Consider the following 18855-nt stretch of genomic DNA (forward strand, 5'->3'; position numbering starts at 1 on the left):
TCAGACCAAAAGCCTAGTAAAAGATACCTATTAAACTCGACAATTCCTACCAGATTATAATAGAGTTCGACATATAAATATATATTTTTTTTCAATCAGAAGCTTGTTGACTCTATTCCTAACAAAAAACAGCTCCCGCCCTGTAAAATCAAGGGAAGAGCTGTCTCGATATTCGGTATAATAGGTCCTATCTCGGTACCACTTTCTCGAACAATTGACTCTCAACCGCCAGCTTCGGACCGATGCCGATCGGGTGGATCCAATCTTGATTCAGAACCGTAATCTCAGCTTCGACTCCGTCCTCGCCCGTAACCTTACCCGCAGCGTGCTCGAAACGAACATACACCGTTCCCTGCTTCGATTGAAGCTCGAACTGATACTTCACCTTCGAATATAACGTCACATCGAACTCCGGCAGGACCAAGTATTGCAGCCGATGCGCTCGATCATGATCGATATGCGCAAGCTTCAGCGACTCCTTATTCGGATCGGTCTCGAATGGCCCGCCAATCAACTGCACCTCTTCCCCGTTCTCTCGCAGCGTGCCGACGATCCACGGACAGATCTGCAAGTTGCGGAACGGGAAAGCGAACCGGATAACGAGCGGATTCGTCGGAATGACCCGCATCGTAATCGCTGCGAACAGAATGCTGGACAATCCGGTCTTCGTTGCATTCGTATCGATCAGATTGTGCAGACTCGGCAGGCTGGCAATGAGCGAAATACGAGAGAGCGATAGAATAAGCAGCCCGAATGCCAGCATCATAACGACGCCAAGTCGAACCGTGTGCTTAATGAAAGCTGCCTCATTCATATTGGTAAAATAAGCCGAGCCCATCCCCGTCACCGTTGCCGTAATCATCGAGGATACGATAATAATGATAACGAAAGCGAACATGACGATGACGTAGTTGAACGTCCGTCCGCTGTACAGCACTTCCTTGTACGCCAGAAACCGCTGGCGAATTCCCTGCTCCAGCGTAAACTTGTACTCGAACTTCCCGCGGTCGTTCCAACACTGATACGGAAGCTCCATCAGCTCCCACAGAATTTCCCGGCACCGCTGAATGCGATGCTGCCCGTTAATGGAGACGAAGATCGTCACCAGACCAACAAGCGTCAGTGTCGAAGAGCTTATATTAAACACGATGGATAGAATATCATCGCCGCGTTCCAACGTCTTGCCCTTCAGCATCTTCGTATCCATCAGCCAATAGGTCAGCAGCCAGATTAATACGCCGAAGCCAGCGATGAGTGCGCCTACGGCTGCTTGGCGCAGCCAATGCTTCCAGCGCCTGCTCCGATTCGAAGCAGCCGTGTCCTCCTCCACGAACTTCGAGCGCGGGTCGGGCTGCGCACTAACCAAGATGCCGCATTTGGAGCAGTGGTCCGCTGGAAGCTGGATGAATCCACCGCAATGTTTGCAATACATGAGCCGCTCACGTCCTTTTATGACTGATCAGAGATATTATCGTTTAAAGTTGTGGTGCACGAAGCGTCGTACGCGAAGCTTGAATGAGCATCGGCCTGCCGCTGTTCCACCAGATCACCCGCAGCTGCGGGTATAGAGCCGCAATGAACACCGCCTGCTCCGCATCGCTCTCTACGTAATGCGTACAGCCGAGCTCAAGCGCCTTCTTCGCTTTCCACTCCCCGGTCGTCTGCGATGTTGGCTTCTCCACCAGGTCGTCTCGAAGGTGCAGCTCCAGCTCATAACGGTGATGTTGCTGCAGCCAACGACGCGTTCGCTCCTCATCCTGCGTTGGTCTGCCTGTAATAATAATGTCCTCTTGAATCATCTCTGGGGCGTAAGGCGCCGGCAGCAGCTTGTCCCGCATCTGCAGCGCATTCTCAAGATCAGCCACATAATGCTCGCTGGCAACATCATCTAAGAACACGCCGTCCATGTCCCAGCCAACCTTCTCATACTCCAAATCCTTGTGCCCAAGTCCAAGGTCCACCGCATGATTAACTCGATACCGCTCCCAAGGGAGAATAATTCGTGCATCCTCCCCTTGCAGCCAGAAACACGAATAATCCGGCACCGATGCCGACAGCCTGTCCACACAGACCACGCAGGTCGCCGTCTTATAGCCCGCATCTTCAAGAAACTGTTTGCAGTTAATGAGCGTTTTCCCGCTGCCCGCGAAGTCTTCGCACAACAGAACGTTCGTCTGTTCAGGCGCTGACCCTACCCAACTTACTTGCTGAAGCGTTCGATCATATCGGAGAAAATAAATCGGCAGCCCCGTCAGAAACGCCAGATGCACGCCGCTGAAGGAACCGCCGCGGAGAATGATGACCAGCGCCTCGTGCCTGGCTTGCTTAATCTGTTCTGCCATCGCATCCAATCGCAATGCAATCGCATTATAGTCCAAATAAATATGCCGTCTCATGATGCTCCCCTTCCTAGCCCTTCTATTAGTAGAACTATCCAATCGACCTATAATTCTACAAGATTGTAACACACAATCCGCTGGCCGATGACAGCAAAAATCCACAACTCGACGCGGTTGTGGATTCATAGAATCACAGTGACATCTAGCGGTCGCTGCCCTTCAAGGAGGGCCCCTCTACTTCTTCGTCACTTGGAAGTTATCTTCGATTAACAGCCAGTTCTGCGGGAAGCTCAGACCCAGCTTCCAATAGCTGATGCCGCGCAGCCCCAATTCCTTCAGCAAATCGAACTTCGCCTGGATCGAACGAGCATCCTCGAACCAGACAATGTGCTCCTTGCCGTTATTGTCCCAATAGTTGAAATGCGGCGCCTGCGCCTCATAATCATATTGAATCGCAGCGTTATGTTGACGAGCGATATTAATTGCCTGCTGCGGACTGACTGCCTTGGCGTACGCCCCTCCCTGTACAAAAGGAAGCGTCCAATCGTAACCGTACAAATTTTGCCCCATCATAATCTTCGAGGCCGGCATCTCGGTCAGCGCATACTCGAGCACCCGCCGCACAGGACCAATCGGAGATACCGGCATTGGCGGACCGCCGCTGTAGCCCCATTCGTACGTCATAATGACGACGAAGTCGACGATTTGCCCGTGCGTATGATAATCATGCGCCGTGTACCATTCCCCAGCCTGCGTCGCACTCGTCTTCGGAGCTAGCGCAGTCGAGATGAGCAGCCCTTCATTATGAATCCGCGTCGCCGCCTTGCGAAGAAAACGATTGTACGCCTCGCGGTCTTGCGGCCGAAGATGCTCGAGGTCGAAGTGAATGTCACGGAATCCTTGCGCCTTCGCCGTCTGAATGACATTGTCCAACAGCCGGTTCTGCACCTGCTCGTTGTTAAGAATGACATTACCGAGGTCCGCGCTGAATTGGCCATTCTCCAGATTCGTAACGACCATCATTAACACCGCACCGTTCTGGCGTGCAATCTCTCTTAAACCGCCGAGCGGTGGCGGCTTCAACGTCCCGTCGCGATTGATCTGGAAGCTGAACGGAGCCAGGTACGTGAGATGCGGCGCCGCCTCGCGGGACGCATTGAGCAGTGCAGGCGCGACATGATTGCCGCGCGGCTCAACGTAAGCATTAATCTCCGCCGCACGCCGCGGTCTTGGCGGAATGTACAGCCGTGTCCCTGGCGTTAAGCTGCCGTTGATCGAGATCTGATTCACTTCCGCCAGTCGCGCCGCCGTTGTACCATGGGTTCGCGCAATGCTAGTCAGCGTGTCGCCAGGCCGCACCCAATAATAGGACCCGACGATCGGAATGACTAATGTTTGTCCGACGACCAGTGTCTCGGACGGCGATATTTCATTCGCTTCCGCGATCGTTGCAACAGGTATTCCATATGTTTGCGATAGCTGATAGAGCGATTGTCCGGACTGTATGACATGAATTTGCATAACAGCCTCCTCACCTTATGGTTACGACATCCAACTGGCATCAATTAATGCGTATTCCATAGTAGAGGCGTTAGACCATCATGGACGAAGACCCGTCTGTCCTTTTTTAGCTTGTAAAAATAAACAATCCCCAACCTGCATGAGGCCAAGGATTATTCAACACGTCGAAGGTATCCGAGTCAGAAGAGCCCAAAGCTCCTATTTTGGTATAATAAAGAGAGGGGCTGTTCCTTAAAGGACAGCCCCCCCCTCTTATTGCGATTACTTTCTCATAATAGCTGCAATCCTATACATTCCTACATCTCCATTCGAAGATACGGCAACCCCTTCTGGACTAACATAAAGCGGGAGGTACGTTCCCCTCGTCTCCTTTTCATCCTTCGACAGTACAATGAAACGCTCGTTACCATTCGGATCAACGGAGTAGAGATGCCCGCCGTTATCAAGAAAATAAGCATTGCCCTGTGCATCACTCATCAACTCGCGAATAGATGAGTATCCACTGAAGCGAATTTTATAGTGCCAGATGACCTGGCCCTTCTCATTGAACTTAACGATTCCATTGCCCGAGGCCACTCCATTCTTGTCGATTTTCTCCGGGGCATAGAATCCTCCTTTCCTATCATTCGGAAGCATTGATCGATCCAAGGCAGCATAATCAAGATTCGGACTAGCAACTGGTTTACCTGTTGCCGCATCATAATACTGATGCTTCATATGCTGATAGCTTATAAGGTAACGGTCATCCCCGACCAGTCCGAGTATATCGGACCCTAGCTGTGCCCGCCAGACCAGCTGCTGCTTCGCATCTCGTTTCTCTACCCAGCCTTCCTCATCCTGCATGAACAAACTTCCATTACCGTCCACTAGAATATCCCATGTCTTTGTCTGCAACAAATTGAGGCTATTCGTATACGTCGGCACCTGCATCTCCCACACTAACTTCCCGTTCTGTATGCACACTATGGAGTTGTTCGTAACAGTATAGAAGGAGCTCTGCGGCCCTAACGCCCATACAGGAACAAACATTTGCTGTGGTTCCTCGAATACATATTTCCATTTCAATTGTCCTTTCAAGTCGAACGCATACAGCAAATTCGGCTCCTTGGCTTGTAAGTTAATAGAAGGCAGTACATATACATATAAAATGTTATCGGGGCCGATTATCAATTGTCGGTATCCGTCTCCCGGAACAGATACTTTCCACATCTGTTTTCCCTTAGTATCAAAGGCAGCCAGCACTTGCTCTTTAACATGTTTGAACACATTGAAATTGTCGAGTGCATATGTCCATTTGGTCGTGGGTGAATAGTACATATCCTTTGGTGTATTCGCCTGCGATAGACTCGTGAATTGGTAGGATCCAACCCCTCTGAACTGGCCATGTGATTCGTTTCCGAGCTTTACAGTAGTAAACTGACTGGGTGGAATTTGCGTTAAGCTGCCCCCTGCCAGAGCGGAACTGGTCGTCATAAGCAGTCCCGCACATAGAACAATGAAGCCCCACACCATTAACTTCCTCATTCGCTGCACCTCATTAAGTATTTAGACTACTAGAATCTCAAACCACTAATGCTAAGTGACTAATTCGTTGCATTCATTAAAAATCCTTGTAAATAAAAGGATATGATATAATGACAACAAAAAAACCGCTCCCTATTCGGATGCAGGCAGTTGTTGACGAATCTCTTCATACAGCCGTTCCGTTACCATTGGATCTTTATCGTTGTAGATGATATAGCCATCCGCCAGCTTAATCTGAATGTAAGGCGGATTGTTTTTGAATATGTACAGTCTCGTCTTCCCTAATTCCTTCAAGCTGAAATGTCCGCGCGCATACTTATTAGTCGCTTCCCCTTCTGTCTTCATGCCTGAAGGAACTCGCTCAATAAGCGTCATCTGCTTGATATCGTCTGCATTGAAAGAATAGGAATACATCGGATAATCGATCTTCACTCGATGCTCCGCCGTCACCACAAGACTAGGAGCGGTAAACTCCGCTCGGACAACAATGAAGCATGCACCTGCAATAACTGCAAAGATAAGGCCAAACATGCCCCACATCATGATTTTTCCGGCCGTCGTACCTGTGTTGATCGTCATCCCTATCCCAACTCGCTTCTCGACCATCACGCTGCGGTCCATCGGATTATGATAAGTGAAGCCGTTCGCCCAGTATTCATCATCGTCCGTGTAGATCGGTTTGTCGTCCAACGCTAATAATTCACGCTCTCGCTCGCTGATCGTACGATACACCTGCCAAATCCATAGTATCGGAATGGCTGCCAATAGAATCGACATCGTGAGCCACACACCGAACGAAGCTGAGTCATCGGCATGAACTAACATTGCTAGCACTAGGAAGTGAACATTCTCGATCACCGCTACCGTCAGCCATAGATAAGATAAGCTTCTGCGGTTCGCCTGGTTCAAGCTCACATTCACTTCGCTGTTGGCACTATACACCTTCGACTTCACTCGTCGTGCTTGAATGGAGATGAACCACAGCAGGGCCGTTATGAAGAGCCCCGACAATGTAACGGATAGCATCGAAGCATCCATACGCATGCCCCACAACATTAGTCCAATCGATAGGGCGAATGGAATCGCGAACAGCCATGCGGGAGCCATATGCTTATTCTTCAAATAAGCTGCACGCAAATCGGTTGTAATCACTCTCTTCTTCCCGACGAACCATTCCTTCTCTCGCTTCAATGCCAGCGTCTCGCGGAAAGCACGGCGGAACGGGACTGCCATGACAATGAAGAATGCGGTAAGCCAAGCGAAGTAATAAAGGGTCTGGTACGCGATCCAGTTGTACGACACGATAAATGGAATGAGCAGCAATGTCATCCATAGGCTGACCTGTACGAAACGCTTTTTGAACCGGAGCTGAATACTTTGAATGTTCGAGTCATCCATCACATGTTCCGGAAGCGTAATCGCGAACAGCATTCCTTTCGCATATCGTGCTTGCGGCCAATAGACAGCAAGCATGACGATGTAGCACAATATGATTGTTCCTAACAAGATCGCCGTATAAATAACCGTCACCTCATCGCAGCTAGTAGTAGAATGTTGCCGTCTCGTTAGGTCTGGTAAGCCATCTTGGCGAAAATCTGTCCGCATAACGTCTGGAAACGCGACTGGTCCACACCTTGAATCGCCGCCTGCGCGATAATAAGCTGAAGCTGATGGGTCAACTGCTCGGTAGGCTCCTGCCCGACCGCTGCTCGTGGAGCAACCTTCGCACCATGCCGCCGATCAATGACGATATACCCTTCCTGCTTCAGCAAGGCATACGTCTTATTCACGGTCATGGTGTTAATGCCCAGATCCTCGGCAAGCTGCCGCACAGATGGCAGCCTCTCCTGCTCTGCCAACGTTCCCATGGCAATTCCTATCACAATCTGATTGCGCAGCTGCTCATACAGCGGCGTCTCGCTGTCTAATTCCAATGAAATGATCATGCTTCATTACCTCAAAGTCTTCATCAATTTTATTTTATGTATTATATATACTAATACAAATAATACTTAATGTCTATAGATCCTGGGAAAGCAAAAGCCAAGCAGCTGTCTAATTAGACAACTGCTTGGCTCTCATGTATTAGGATGAACAGAAACTTACTTCGATCCCCAAATCGCCGTGTTGTTCGAACCGATCAACGAGAACGTCATCACTTCGGTATGGGCTGACAACTCGTTTCTTTGCTTGAAGAAGATGCCTTTGTACGTGACGCCGCCGATTACCATCGTGCAGTAGTAGGAGCCCGACGTGCTCGACCACGTACCGGTGACGCTGCCCGAGATCGTGCCGTTCGAATTAAGTGTTACGCTCTGAGTCGTCAGCATGCCAACGCCGGAAGTCGCCGCATCCAGACCCATGTTGACGAACTGATACGTGCCTTGCATGTCGCTAGCACTGTAGCCAGTGGATGAAATACTGCTGCCCAAGAACTCATAAACTGCCGTTACCGGCCACTTATCAACGTTTAGGAACTGCTGGTGCACACGAACCTCATGCCCTTCCGTTCCATTATTGAACCGTGTGTGGTACACGAGATAGCGCAGGCCATCCGTATCAATCAATGCCGAGTTGTGACCGCCGGACTTATAGCCAAGCGTCAGACCGGACAAGTTGTAGTTGCCGAACAGCTTAATGCCGTAGTTGCCCTGCGTAATGGATGCGGAAGAGTACACAGCCGAGTTGCCTGCCGCGTCCGTATATGTTCCGTTGATTGACGTCGAACGGTACACGCGAATGTGATAGCCGCCTGCATTAGCCAAGCCGCCGTAAGTTACGTACAAATAGTAGTAGCCAGCGCTTGCATCATATACGATGAATGGGCCTTCGCCGGATTTGCCGTAGCCCCCGGCGATACGCTTGCCGAAGTAACGGTCCGTGTCGCCGCTGTCAGCGCCCGGGTAGATCGGCTGGCCAGTCGACTTGTTGATCTGGAGAATGTAGATGCCGCCGGACCATGAGCCATAACTCATCCACAGGTTACCGCTGCTGTCATACGTCAGCGCAGGGTCGATCGCATTCGGGAACAACGTATTGTTGAACCCGCCGCTGCTATTGAACCAACCGCTTCGCGTACCCGACAACGTACCTTTATCGATCAGGTCTTGGATGTTCGTATTTTTGTACCAAATATCAACGGTCTTCGTACCCAGCGACGACGTCGTCGTGATCGGGCTGCTTGCGCTCGTAAATCCGGAATAGACGATCGTATCGACATATTCGAATGGTCCCGTTACGGACTTCGATACGCCATAACCGATTGCGGAACGCATATAAGTCGACGACGTGCAGTAGTACATCATGTATGCGCCAGTCGAACCGTCCGCCCATACATACGAGGAGTTATAGATAATAGCCGGCGCCCATACGGATGTGCCGCCCGAGCTGTCTTGATCGTTATATCCTGCATATGCGAATGAACGAGCCAACGCTGAAGTGAGCGCTGCGCTTGCAGCACGCGAGGAGTTGCCCGTACCGCCAGCTTTGATCAGCTTCCACTTCTGCATGTCGCCGCCCCAATAAGGCCACTGCTCCACATTACCGCCTGCCGTTGTACTGCCGTTCAATACATCAAGTGCTGAAGCGTAACCAGACGATTTCGTCAGGAATGCGACGGTGCCGTCGTCATTCTGCTGAATTTTGAACAGCTGCATCGTGCCGCCCCAATACGTCCATTGATCAATGTTCGTACCGTTGGCAGACGAGCCGTTATACACATCAACACTGCTCTTATACGCAGAAGCGCCCGTCAGCAAATAATAGTCACCGCTACCGTAATAAACAATGCGGAACTTCTGAGCGTCCGCCCCGTTATACGACCACTGGCGAATGTTCGCGCCATCCGCGGCCGATCCGTTCTCAACATCCAGATAGAGTCCGCTGTTCTTGTTCTTAATATAGTAATAGCCTTCATACGTCTGTGCGCCGTATAGACTCGTATTCGTATAGCCCTGCGTGCCAATATACGACCAGTTTCTTAGATCGGTGCTCGATGCTTGTGCAACATGCGAGCCATAGATATAATATTTGCCTGTCGTCGAATCGTAATAAACATTCGGATCGTGCACCGATACCCTCGTAGTCGACGACGTGGTATTCGATATAGCCGCACCGAACGCGCTGCTGCTCACACTGACAATGAACAACACGCAGATGACGGTCATAATCAGGAGCTTATTAGTCCAAATTCGCTGTGTACGCTGCATTTCGTTAAACAATCCCCTCTCATGTGCAAAGTTTAGGAAAACGCTTATGGATTGGAGAGCCTCACCTGTCATCACCGGATGATTGAATGCCGGTTAAGCGCTTACAAAACAATAAACGATTTAAGAGTTGACCCCCTCCTCTCACGTCCCGCACACGAAGAGCCCCACTACAGCCGATCGTCTGAAAGACGATGACACAGTTGAATTGTTACGTTTTTGTTAACTGGTTAACGAAACCATTATAACCAAACTCAATTCAGTTGGCTATTCTAAAATTTTCAGATCATTCAGAATGCTTCTAACGTTCCATTACCTAGGCCACTTAGAGGGAATCCCCCCCTGCTATAAGAAATGGTTCACAAGATCGAATCCCCACATCCGATTAACAAATATATGAATCACAATCCAACCTCCCGCTGTCTGCAAAAAAAAAACCACATCCGCTCGGATGTGGTTTCTTAACCTGCTAAACCTTTAACCTGCCTATCGTTTAACGGTCTGATCCAGCTTCGTCATCAGCTCCTGCAGCTGCGAAATCGACGACACGATATCTTCCACATAACGCTGCTGCTCGATCGAGCTCGCCAACACCTCTTCAACGGACGCCGCCGACTGCTCTGTGAAGGACGCCACTGTCGCAATCTCCTGAACGACCGTGTGGGATGCAGCGTTCAAGCCTTCGTTAAGCTCGCGAATATGGCCGGCCTGATCCTGCGCTTCAACTGCATTCGTCTGAATGCCGCTGAACAACTGCGCCGCGCTCGCCGCTGAATCCTTGCCCGCTCCTACAATGACCTGCCCATGCTGCACCAGCCCTGTAGCTTGTCCGATCTTGGATTGGATCGAAGCGAGAATGCTTGCAATGTCAGTGGACGCATCCTGCGCGTGCTGCGCCAGCTTGCGAATCTCGGAAGCGACGACAGAGAAGCCTTTGCCCTGATCCCCGGCCCTTGCAGCTTCGATCGATGCGTTCAATGAAAGCAAGTTCGTCTGGTTAGCGATCTCTTGGATCGTCGTTACGATACTGCTGATTTTCTCATTCTGTTCATTGACCTCGTTCATTACGACGGATGTACTGCCTACCAACTGGTCAATCTCGTTCATATTGTGCGTTAGCTCTTCCATCTTGGAATGTCCAAGCAGCGTCAGCTCTGCCGTTTCCTTTGACTTCTCGCTCATGGAGACGGAGGCTTCCATCGTCGTGCTAATGCTTTCGCTCACTTGTAGGATAGCGTTCGAGATATCCGTAACACTAGTCGCTTGCGTCTCGATGCCGCTCGCGATTTCTTGGAATGCAATGACGACCTGCGAGGAGATCTCGCCGGTGTGACCCGCATTTTGCTGCAAGCTATGTATGGAATCGCCCAACACATTGACCGAACGCTTCACCTCGCCAAGTACGTCCTCCGTACGCGTTCTCGCTTCGGCCGACTCCTCTGCGCTAACTTCTGCTTTCTTAACGACCTTCGCTCCAAGTATGCTCTGCGCAATCAACGCCGCCAGCGTCACAACCTGGTAAGCGACCAGATCAACCGTCGGAACCGATGCGAAGATTTCCTTCGTCTCTCCAAAATAAACCGTCATCCCAATCGACAGTACGCCGCTCAGCACAATCGGACGATAGTCGTGATAAATCGAAATAATCGCCATTGCAAAATAGAGGAGATACAAGCTGTCAAACGTAGTGCCCTCTCGAATAAAGAAGAAGCTGATAACACCTAGCCCCACGGATACCAAATAGCGAATATGAGGAACGGCAATCCTTCTCCATGTCAATCCGACACACAATAGGCAGAACGGAATTCCGACTATCGCCAGTGTCTTCTGGATTGCCTCATCCGAGATCGCGATCCCTAATAGAAGCGTTCCGATCAGCAGCCATACCATTAATTTGTTCTTCTTGTGCAGTTCCAGCAAGCTCGCGGACATGCTAACCCTTCTCTCCCCTTAAGTATGTACAATTGCTGCTCTCTAATGTTCTCATCCAAACAAACCATACATCATTGTTATCGGCTGCGGGATGTTGTTGGTTAAGAAGAGACAAAAAAACTCAGCGGATCGCTGAGTCCATAATCGGCTTAAATCTCCTGGCCCAATGCCGGCACCTGCTTGCCGAAGAAAAGCCTACGCAGCAAATACTGCCGCGTAGGCCTTCATTCGTCCTAACGAATACCTTATCTGCTCTTCACCAGAAGCTCCACCGCTTGCTTAACGAGCTTGCTTGTGTCCCCGCCTGTCGTCTGCTCTTCCAGGATGCATTGCTGAAGATTCTCGGCAACGATCTGCGCGATCGCCCGGTCAGAAGCATTGCGAACCGCCGACAGCTGGCTTACGACATCCTTGCACGGTTTTCCTTCGTCCATGAGGCGCAATACGCCGCGAACTTGTCCTTCGATTCGTTTGAGGCGCGCTTTGATCTCATCCGAGTAGTTATAATCCATATCTTCTTCATCCTTTCTGAACGCACACTTACAAGTATGGGTATATTATAAAGCATAAAGGTACGCGCTCATACTCTTTATCCGAATTTTCTAGATAAACAAGTTTACGTTGCCTTCGGAAGCGTCCCCGAGATAAGCCGCTACGCCGCCGAGCTCGACGCCCTCGATCATCTCTTCCTTCTGGATGCCGAGCAAATCCATCGTCATCGTGCAGCCCACGATCTTGACACCCATCTCCTGCGCCAGCTCGATCAGCTGCGGCAGCGTCATTGCATTGTGCTTCTTGATAACATGCTTGATCATTTTCGGTCCCATGCCGAGCATTTGCATTCTGGACAAGCCCAGCTTGTTCGCGCCGCGCGGCATCATCCAGCCGAACATTTTCTCCAGCATACCTTTATTCGTTTGAACCGCCTCATCCTTGCGAAGCGTATTCAATCCCCAGAAGGTTGCAAAGATCGTAACGTCATGATCGTAAGCCGCTGCGCCATTGGCAATGATAAAGGCTGCCATCGCTTTGTCATAGTCGCCGCTGAACAATACGATTGTCGTTTTCTTCTTTTGCTCCATAACGATTATCCGTTCTCCTCTCGATGATTAAGATTTATGCCTTGCGGACGTAGAACTTGTAGACGCCTTGCTCTTCTTCGTGCTTCACGAGCTCGTGGTTCGTCTGTTTCACCCATGCTTGGAAGTCATTGACCGAGCCTTTATCCGTCGAGAGCACTTCCATGACTTGACCGGACTGCAAGCCGTCCAGCGCTTTCTTCGCCTTTACGATCGGCATTGGGCATGCCAGGCCTTTCGTATCAACAACCAGATCTTTATTCATTTGTGTTATCCTCCTCAAAATGTATCGGTCCGTGACCGTATCCTTAGTTTGTTAATTCGATCGTTATTAGTTCAATTTAGACGTTGGGCCGTTCCAGCCGGTCATGCCCGGCAATACGTTCGAGATATTCGTGAAGCCTTTGTCCTGCAGCAGCTGGCAAGCCAGGTCGCTGCGAGTGCCGGTGCGGCAAATAACTGCGATAGCGGCATCGCTCTTCAATTCTCCGATGCGGCCTTCCAGTTCACCCATTGGGATGTTAATAGCGGATGCTACATGTTGGAATGCATATTCCGCAGGCTCGCGAACGTCCAGCACTGTAATTGCGTCGCCGCCGGAGAGCTTCGCTTGAAGCTCCTCCGTCGTCATCGTTACCGCAAACTTCGTTTCCGGCTTTACTTCATCCGCATTCGACTTGCGGATGTAATGCTTCAGAACGCCGTCTTCTTCAATCGTTCCCAGGTATTGATGACCTGTATTTTTGCACCAGCCTTGGATATCGGCGAGCGAGCCTCTATCTGTTGCCTGAAGTTCGACGACCTGACCCGCTTGAACCGTCTCGATGGCTTTCTTCGTCTTCACGATCGGCATCGGGCAGGCAAGCCCTTTGCAATCAAGCGTAAGGTCTACTTGAATTTGTGCTTGGTTAGTCAATGGTATGATCCCCTTTCGATTCTTTACGATCAACAGCTTACTTGTCGTGAATAGCGCAGCGGTTCGGTCCGATTTCCATTTCGCGCTGCTCATCGGACGTAGGTGCGATTTTACCCATGTTCGTCTGACGGATCTGTTGGTAAGAGTTTGGATGCTGCGGCAGATTTTCCGTTACTGCACGGCGGAATTCCGCCTCGTCATGGATATTGAGTCCTGGATTGTTCTGGTACAGATCGCCCAGACGAGCGGATACTTTGCCGCCTTCGCCAAGCTCTGTAATTTTGCCAAAGTGTGCAGGAAGCACGACCAGTTCTTCAGACAGCTCTTTGTAACGGTTGTACAGCGTGTTGCGCAGATCTCCAACCCAGTCTTCTGCAAGGCCTGCAAGGTCAGGACGTCCGATCGATTCTACGAACAGGATGTCGCCTGACAGCAGGTAACGGTCGTCTACAACAAAGGACGTACTGCCGATTGTGTGGCCTGGCGAGTATATCGCCTGGATTTTGATTTGCGTGTCGCCAACCGTAATTTCTTCGGCGTCATTAAGTGCTGCATATTCAAACGTCACTTCGCCTGCATCCTTCGGAGGCAGCCAGTACGTAGCGCCAAGCTTCTCAGCCAGCTGGCGTCCACCGGAAATGTGGTCCGCATGAAGGTGCGTATCGATGGTATGCTTGATCGTTGCGCCTTTCTCTGCAGCGAATTGCTCGAATACGTCCGTCATGCGCAGCGTATCGATCGTAGCCGCTTCGCCGTTGGAGATAACCATATACGACAGGCAGCCTTTGCCGATGCGTACGAATTGGTACAGTTCGCCGCCGTCCTTCAGGTCAGCCACCTTCACAGGCTCCAAATATTCGCTCCATGCTTTCATGCCGCCCTGGAGGTAGAACACTTCTGCACGGCCAGTCTCAGCCAACTGCTCTGCTACGAACATGGACGAGCCTTCCTTCGCGCATACTACGAGCACTTTGCCTTCGGCAGGAATGCGGTCCATAATGCCCTCTACACCTTCGAGCAGTTCGAAATAAGGTACGTTGATCGATTCAATCGTTTCGCCTTCGATTCGCCAGTCGTTATAGTCGCCTTCGTTGCGAACATCGAGAATGAATAGCGGTTGTTTGTCCAGAACATATCGAGTAACTTCTTTAGCCGTCATTGGTTGGTACGTTGCAGTTGTTGTCATTTGTATTCGCTCCTTTTATGGGTGTACCCCTATGGGTATATAAATGGTTAAAATTTTTTGCCCGTTTCGGCAATGGCTTACTCTGATTGTCGTTTATTTCGTTCCGTCACAAGCTTTAAAATTCGACGTTTCCGTTCCAGTTCATCATGCCGCCCGTCATGTTGACGACATCGTAACCGAGCGATTCCAACATCTCGCATGCCAGACCGCTGCGATTGCCGCTGCGGCAGACGACAATGGTTTCTTGCTTCGAATCGATCTCTGAACGTCTCTGCCCTAGCGTGCCCAGCGGAATATGTTTCGCACCTGGAATATGGCCGGATTGCCATTCGTCCAACTCGCGAACATCCACAATATGAAGCTTTTTTCCATGTTTGATTAAAGCCGCCACTTCGTCGGTCGTGATTTCTTTAGAGAACTTACCAGCCAATTCAATCTCTCCTTAATAATATTATAGTTTGTTATATGCTTGATAACGACTAATTAACGTATACCCCTATGGGTATTATCATAAGTCTTCGGCTCGCTCTTGTCAACTTCCTCTTATTTCTTCAACTGACCTTTCCAGGCCATGATGCCGCCTTGCAGATGCGCCAGATTCTGATATCCTCTCTTGGAGAGAACCTTAGCTGCTTGCTTGCTTCTCATTCCGCTTCGGCAATACAGGTAAACGCTGCGGTCGGAAGGGATTTCGCTTACGCGCTGCTGCAATCGGGACAAAGGAATATTGATGGCGCCCGGAATATAACCTTGCTTCACTTCGCCTGGCTCGCGCACGTCGATCAGCATATGGTTTCGGTTCAATTTGAGCTCATTCTGCAATTGATCGGCATTGACGTTACGAAGTCCCTTTACACCTTTGAAACGAGAAGCAAGGAACCACACGATGCCGGCGCCAATCGCGATGTTGATAATAAGATTCGTATCCATGAACTCACCTCCTTGTATTGATACCCGTCAGGGTATAGATTGATTTAAAAAAAATTAGTGTGTCGCCTAACTTGTTTTCATTATATACCCCATGGGGTATGTTTGCAATAGCAATTTCAAAGTTAATTTTTTGATAAATCAGGACGAATGATCGAACACTATTCCAACTGCCGAATCGCCTTTGTCATAATCTCATCATTGATCGCACCGGCATACTTGTTTCTTATAATACCGTTCTTATCGATTACGTATGTGGTCGGATAAGCAGTAACCTTGTATTGCCTCTTTATAATCCCCGCTTCGTCTAGGACGACAGGGAAGGTCAGTCCATATTCGCTGACGAAGTCATCGACATCTGAAGCCTTCGCCTCGGTCGTCGTTAAATTCACCGACAGAATCACGACATCTCGAGCAGCGTAATCTTTGTAAACCCGTTCCATATGCGGCATCTCTGCCTTGCAGGGCGGACACCAGGTAGCCCAGAAATTAATGAAGACCGTTCGTCCACGATAATCGGACAACCGGACCGCGTTGCCGCCCAAATCCTTCAACTCAAAATCCGGGGCCTGCTCGCCCTTCCGCGTGCCGGTATCCGTCTGCTGAAGCAACTGCGCATCGGTAGACGAGTTGCCAGAGCCGGCCGTTTTATTTTGGTACAAACCGTAAGCAACCAGTGCAAGCAAGACGAATACGCCTATTATGCTCTTCTTCATCGTTCCACTCCTTCGTCCCATTATGCGTTCCATACGATAAATCCGGAAAGCCAAGCGCTGATGCGCTGGAACTGTCCGGTAAACAACAGCAGGCCCATCGCAATGAATAAGACGCCGTTCGCAACGGACAACATCGGCAGAAACCGATGAATGCGCCGAAGAACGCCAAGCGATCGAGTAACGATAAGCGAAAGAAGAAGAAACGGCATTCCCATGCCAAGCGAATAAACCGCAAGCAAGAACGCTCCGTGCCACACTGTATCCGCTGTGCCTGCCAGCAGAAGAATGCTGGACAATGCCATGCCTACGCACGGCGTCCAACCCGTTCCGAACGCCACGCCGATCATGAACGACCGGAACTTCCCGCGGCTGACGCCTTTGTTGAACCTTTTGCTGAAGCCCGCGCCTAGGCGCAGGAAAGCCGGCAGCCGAATATGAAGCAGACCTGCCATCTGCAGCCCGAACGCGACAATCAGAAGTCCGCTTATTTGCTCGATCCACTGCCGCTGCTCCGCCCATATTCGCCCTATCAGACCAACTGATGTCCCCATTAATACAAATACAGCGCTGAATCCGAGAATGAAGCTGATCGAGCGCCGGAAGAGAAGCCTTCGGTCCGCAACCACCCGATTGTCTTGAATGGCGGACTCCGTCAAATGGGAGACGTATACGGGCACAAGCGGAAAAACGCACGGCGATAGGAACGATAGCAGTCCTGCAGCGAAAGCAGCAAACAAAGTCACCTGTTCCATTTAGTCCTCCCTTTGCGCTTTGCCGCGCAATCGAATGGCTCGCTCCGATTGAATAATGAGAAGCAGCACCCCGCTCGAGAAGAGAAGCCAGACTAATTGCTCGGCGCCGAAGCCGTAGAGCACTGACCGTTCGTCCGGTTCCATGAAGGAGACAGCGGCCCTGCCGAGCCCGTACCACAGCCAAATCGTCTTGAGAGAAATCTCGGCCGTTCTCGCGACTATGAGAATGACGAATAGAAGAAATGTTCCGCTTGCAAGCAATGAATGCGGCATAATGGACTCGTCCAACAGCATCGCCTGCACGGCATAATAAACGGAGGTCCAGCCAAATATCATGACGGTGAGGAGCATTCCGGATCTTCTTGCTCCCAGCCCAGCCTGCGTTAAGCGTATCATCATATAAGAAGCTGACAGCGTCGACGCAAGCCAAGCGCCCTTCTCGCCTCCGCTATAATAAATCAATGACCACAAATTGGAGAGAACTTCAGATGGACTGAACAACAGCAGACTGCCTTTCCAAACGAGCAGCCAGATCAACACGGCATTCATCGCAAAGCCCGCTATCTTTGACTTGTCCTCGTGCTGTCTCATACTGATTCGCATGCCGAGCATACCGAGCATGCCCGCAATCAGATAGATGGCGATTTCCAAATTCAACACGAATGGACCTGCTTGTACGGTATACATGGATCTACTCCTTTGCTGATAAACCTAACAAACTAAATCCATCGCACATGTGCAGATAGAACAAAGAGCGAGCGCCTCTTGTTTCATGCGTCCGCTCTTTGTTCATTATACATATACACCATGGGGTATTGAAGTGGCCAAAAAAAGACCACGATTATTTTTAAGACAGTATGCCCCACCAAATCTTTACAACCGTTGCTGCAATCAACACCGCGAGCACCATTTGAAGCACCTTCACGTTCAGCTTCTGACCGATCTTCGCCCCAATCGGCGAGCCGATGATGCTTGCAACTACCATAATGATCGACGGAACGAGCAGCATATGTCCGCCCATCACTTTGCCGGCGGTCGAGCCGATCGATGAGATGAACGTAATGGCGAGCGAAGAAGCGATCGCGACGCGCGTCGGTATTTTGAGAACGACGAGCATAATGGGAACGGTAATGAATGCGCCGGCGGCGCCAACGACGCCTGACAGAATGCCGACGACCGCAGCGGATAGACCGGCAATCATTTTGTTGAATTGAAGCTTGGCAGAATCGCCTTCTTGGCCTTTCTTCGGAAGGAACATCATAATAGCCGCAACAAGCGCCAGCACCGCATAGGTCAGGTTGATGGCCGAGTCGGGCAGAAACTTGGAGCCATACCCGCCGACAAAGCTGCCGATTACGATCGGTATGCCCATGTAGAGCACCAGCTGTTTGTTGATCAAACCGCTCTTGCGATAAGCGAATACGCCTGCAATGGTTGCGAAGAATACTTGTACAGCACTAACCGCCGATACTTCTTGTGCGGTGAATGCGACAAAACCCAACGCCGGCGGTATATAGAGCAGCATCGGATATTTGATGATCGAACCGCCGATGCCTACCATGCCGGAAATGAATGAACCGATAAACCCGATTGCGAACAATGTGAGCAGCCAGCCAAAATCTAAATCCATTTTATAACACTCCCCATTCTTTGTTGTCATTTGAGTATGATGCGTTATACATATACCCCCATGGGTATTATAATACGTGCTGATTGCCCCCTTGTCAATTGAGCCCAGCCTATTATTATCTGTACAAA

Annotated in this window: 19 protein-coding genes; all 19 read right to left on the reverse strand. The window is 50.3% G+C overall.

The genetic code is table 11. The features are described from left to right. Positions 1–187: 187 nt before the first annotated feature. The 19 genes from H8B09_RS21605 to H8B09_RS21695 all read right to left on the reverse strand — a co-directional run bounded on the left by H8B09_RS21605 (position 188) and on the right by H8B09_RS21695 (position 18727). Positions 188–1432: a hypothetical protein gene (locus H8B09_RS21605; protein ID WP_191205620.1), complete on the reverse strand. Its 1245-nt coding sequence runs from the start codon at positions 1430–1432 to the stop codon at positions 188–190. A 43-nt stretch (positions 1433–1475) separates the two neighbouring features. Further along, positions 1476–2396 carry a phosphoribosyltransferase gene (locus H8B09_RS21610; RefSeq protein ID WP_191205621.1) on the reverse strand — a complete coding sequence of 307 codons (921 nt, stop codon included), beginning with the start codon at positions 2394–2396 and terminating at the stop codon, positions 1476–1478. A 177-nt stretch (positions 2397–2573) separates the two neighbouring features. Then, positions 2574–3860, reverse strand: coding sequence for a LysM peptidoglycan-binding domain-containing protein (locus tag H8B09_RS21615; RefSeq protein ID WP_191205622.1), 1287 nt, complete (start codon positions 3858–3860; stop codon positions 2574–2576). A 261-nt stretch (positions 3861–4121) separates the two neighbouring features. Next, positions 4122–5384: a PQQ-binding-like beta-propeller repeat protein gene (locus H8B09_RS21620; RefSeq protein WP_191205623.1), complete on the reverse strand. Its 1263-nt coding sequence runs from the start codon at positions 5382–5384 to the stop codon at positions 4122–4124. A 132-nt stretch (positions 5385–5516) separates the two neighbouring features. Next, positions 5517–6914 (reverse strand): DUF5808 domain-containing protein, encoded by a 1398-nt coding sequence (locus tag H8B09_RS21625; RefSeq protein WP_318152685.1) that lies wholly within the window; start codon positions 6912–6914, stop codon positions 5517–5519. Between the two features lie 35 nt (positions 6915–6949). Next, complete coding sequence (locus H8B09_RS21630; protein ID WP_191205624.1) at positions 6950–7330, reverse strand: GntR family transcriptional regulator; 381 nt, start codon at positions 7328–7330, stop codon at positions 6950–6952. Between the two features lie 156 nt (positions 7331–7486). Further along, positions 7487–9592, reverse strand: a complete 2106-nt coding sequence (locus tag H8B09_RS21635; RefSeq protein WP_191205625.1) for an RICIN domain-containing protein — start codon at positions 9590–9592, stop codon at positions 7487–7489. Between the two features lie 483 nt (positions 9593–10075). After that, positions 10076–11521: a methyl-accepting chemotaxis protein gene (locus H8B09_RS21640; protein ID WP_191205626.1), complete on the reverse strand. Its 1446-nt coding sequence runs from the start codon at positions 11519–11521 to the stop codon at positions 10076–10078. A gap of 245 nt (positions 11522–11766) precedes the next feature. Beyond that, a complete protein-coding gene (locus tag H8B09_RS21645; protein WP_191205627.1) occupies positions 11767–12033 on the reverse strand; it encodes a metal-sensitive transcriptional regulator in 267 nt (88 codons plus the stop codon). Between the two features lie 90 nt (positions 12034–12123). Further along, positions 12124–12603: a DsrE/DsrF/DrsH-like family protein gene (locus H8B09_RS21650; RefSeq protein ID WP_191205628.1), complete on the reverse strand. Its 480-nt coding sequence runs from the start codon at positions 12601–12603 to the stop codon at positions 12124–12126. 34 nt (positions 12604–12637) lie between these two features. After that, positions 12638–12865, reverse strand: coding sequence for a sulfurtransferase TusA family protein (locus H8B09_RS21655; protein ID WP_191205629.1), 228 nt, complete (start codon positions 12863–12865; stop codon positions 12638–12640). 66 nt (positions 12866–12931) lie between these two features. Further along, entirely contained in the window at positions 12932–13516 is a 585-nt protein-coding gene (locus H8B09_RS21660; RefSeq protein ID WP_224753840.1) for a sulfurtransferase TusA family protein, read from the reverse strand. A 37-nt stretch (positions 13517–13553) separates the two neighbouring features. After that, complete coding sequence (locus H8B09_RS21665; RefSeq protein ID WP_191205631.1) at positions 13554–14702, reverse strand: MBL fold metallo-hydrolase; 1149 nt, start codon at positions 14700–14702, stop codon at positions 13554–13556. Positions 14703–14817: 115 nt separating this feature from the next. Beyond that, positions 14818–15132 carry a rhodanese-like domain-containing protein gene (locus H8B09_RS21670; RefSeq protein ID WP_191205632.1) on the reverse strand — a complete coding sequence of 105 codons (315 nt, stop codon included), beginning with the start codon at positions 15130–15132 and terminating at the stop codon, positions 14818–14820. 113 nt (positions 15133–15245) lie between these two features. Further along, positions 15246–15632, reverse strand: coding sequence for a rhodanese-like domain-containing protein (locus H8B09_RS21675; RefSeq protein WP_191205633.1), 387 nt, complete (start codon positions 15630–15632; stop codon positions 15246–15248). A gap of 158 nt (positions 15633–15790) precedes the next feature. Further along, a complete protein-coding gene (locus tag H8B09_RS21680; protein ID WP_191205634.1) occupies positions 15791–16345 on the reverse strand; it encodes a TlpA family protein disulfide reductase in 555 nt (184 codons plus the stop codon). 20 nt (positions 16346–16365) lie between these two features. Continuing rightward, entirely contained in the window at positions 16366–17097 is a 732-nt protein-coding gene (locus H8B09_RS21685; protein ID WP_191205635.1) for a cytochrome c biogenesis CcdA family protein, read from the reverse strand. Continuing rightward, positions 17098–17784 carry a hypothetical protein gene (locus H8B09_RS21690; protein ID WP_191205636.1) on the reverse strand — a complete coding sequence of 229 codons (687 nt, stop codon included), beginning with the start codon at positions 17782–17784 and terminating at the stop codon, positions 17098–17100. Between the two features lie 160 nt (positions 17785–17944). Beyond that, on the reverse strand, positions 17945–18727 hold the full coding sequence (locus H8B09_RS21695; RefSeq protein WP_191205637.1) for a sulfite exporter TauE/SafE family protein: 783 nt from the start codon (positions 18725–18727) through the stop codon (positions 17945–17947). Positions 18728–18855 lie beyond the last annotated feature (128 nt).

Origin of the sequence: Paenibacillus terricola (assembly GCF_014779765.1) — a bacterium.
Classification (GTDB): domain Bacteria; phylum Bacillota; class Bacilli; order Paenibacillales; family Paenibacillaceae; genus Paenibacillus_T; species Paenibacillus_T terricola.

Excerpts from the sequence above, each read along its gene's own strand:
- H8B09_RS21650 (WP_191205628.1), bottom strand. The coding sequence starts at position 12,603 with ATGGAGCAAAAGAAGAAAACGACAATCGTATTGTTCAGCGGCGACTAT.
- H8B09_RS21665 (WP_191205631.1), bottom strand. The coding sequence starts at position 14,702 with ATGACAACAACTGCAACGTACCAACCAATGACGGCTAAAGAAGTTACT.
- H8B09_RS21685 (WP_191205635.1), bottom strand. The coding sequence starts at position 17,097 with ATGGAACAGGTGACTTTGTTTGCTGCTTTCGCTGCAGGACTGCTATCG.
- H8B09_RS21615 (WP_191205622.1), bottom strand. The coding sequence starts at position 3,860 with ATGCAAATTCATGTCATACAGTCCGGACAATCGCTCTATCAGCTATCG.
- H8B09_RS21680 (WP_191205634.1), bottom strand. The coding sequence starts at position 16,345 with ATGAAGAAGAGCATAATAGGCGTATTCGTCTTGCTTGCACTGGTTGCT.
- H8B09_RS21690 (WP_191205636.1), bottom strand. The coding sequence starts at position 17,784 with ATGTATACCGTACAAGCAGGTCCATTCGTGTTGAATTTGGAAATCGCC.
- H8B09_RS21645 (WP_191205627.1), bottom strand. The coding sequence starts at position 12,033 with ATGGATTATAACTACTCGGATGAGATCAAAGCGCGCCTCAAACGAATC.
- H8B09_RS21655 (WP_191205629.1), bottom strand. The coding sequence starts at position 12,865 with ATGAATAAAGATCTGGTTGTTGATACGAAAGGCCTGGCATGCCCAATG.
- H8B09_RS21640 (WP_191205626.1), bottom strand. The coding sequence starts at position 11,521 with ATGTCCGCGAGCTTGCTGGAACTGCACAAGAAGAACAAATTAATGGTA.
- H8B09_RS21695 (WP_191205637.1), bottom strand. The coding sequence starts at position 18,727 with ATGGATTTAGATTTTGGCTGGCTGCTCACATTGTTCGCAATCGGGTTT.
- H8B09_RS21675 (WP_191205633.1), bottom strand. The coding sequence starts at position 15,632 with ATGGATACGAATCTTATTATCAACATCGCGATTGGCGCCGGCATCGTG.
- H8B09_RS21610 (WP_191205621.1), bottom strand. The coding sequence starts at position 2,396 with ATGAGACGGCATATTTATTTGGACTATAATGCGATTGCATTGCGATTG.
- H8B09_RS21620 (WP_191205623.1), bottom strand. The coding sequence starts at position 5,384 with ATGAGGAAGTTAATGGTGTGGGGCTTCATTGTTCTATGTGCGGGACTG.
- H8B09_RS21635 (WP_191205625.1), bottom strand. The coding sequence starts at position 9,592 with ATGCAGCGTACACAGCGAATTTGGACTAATAAGCTCCTGATTATGACC.
- H8B09_RS21630 (WP_191205624.1), bottom strand. The coding sequence starts at position 7,330 with ATGATCATTTCATTGGAATTAGACAGCGAGACGCCGCTGTATGAGCAG.
- H8B09_RS21605 (WP_191205620.1), bottom strand. The coding sequence starts at position 1,432 with ATGTATTGCAAACATTGCGGTGGATTCATCCAGCTTCCAGCGGACCAC.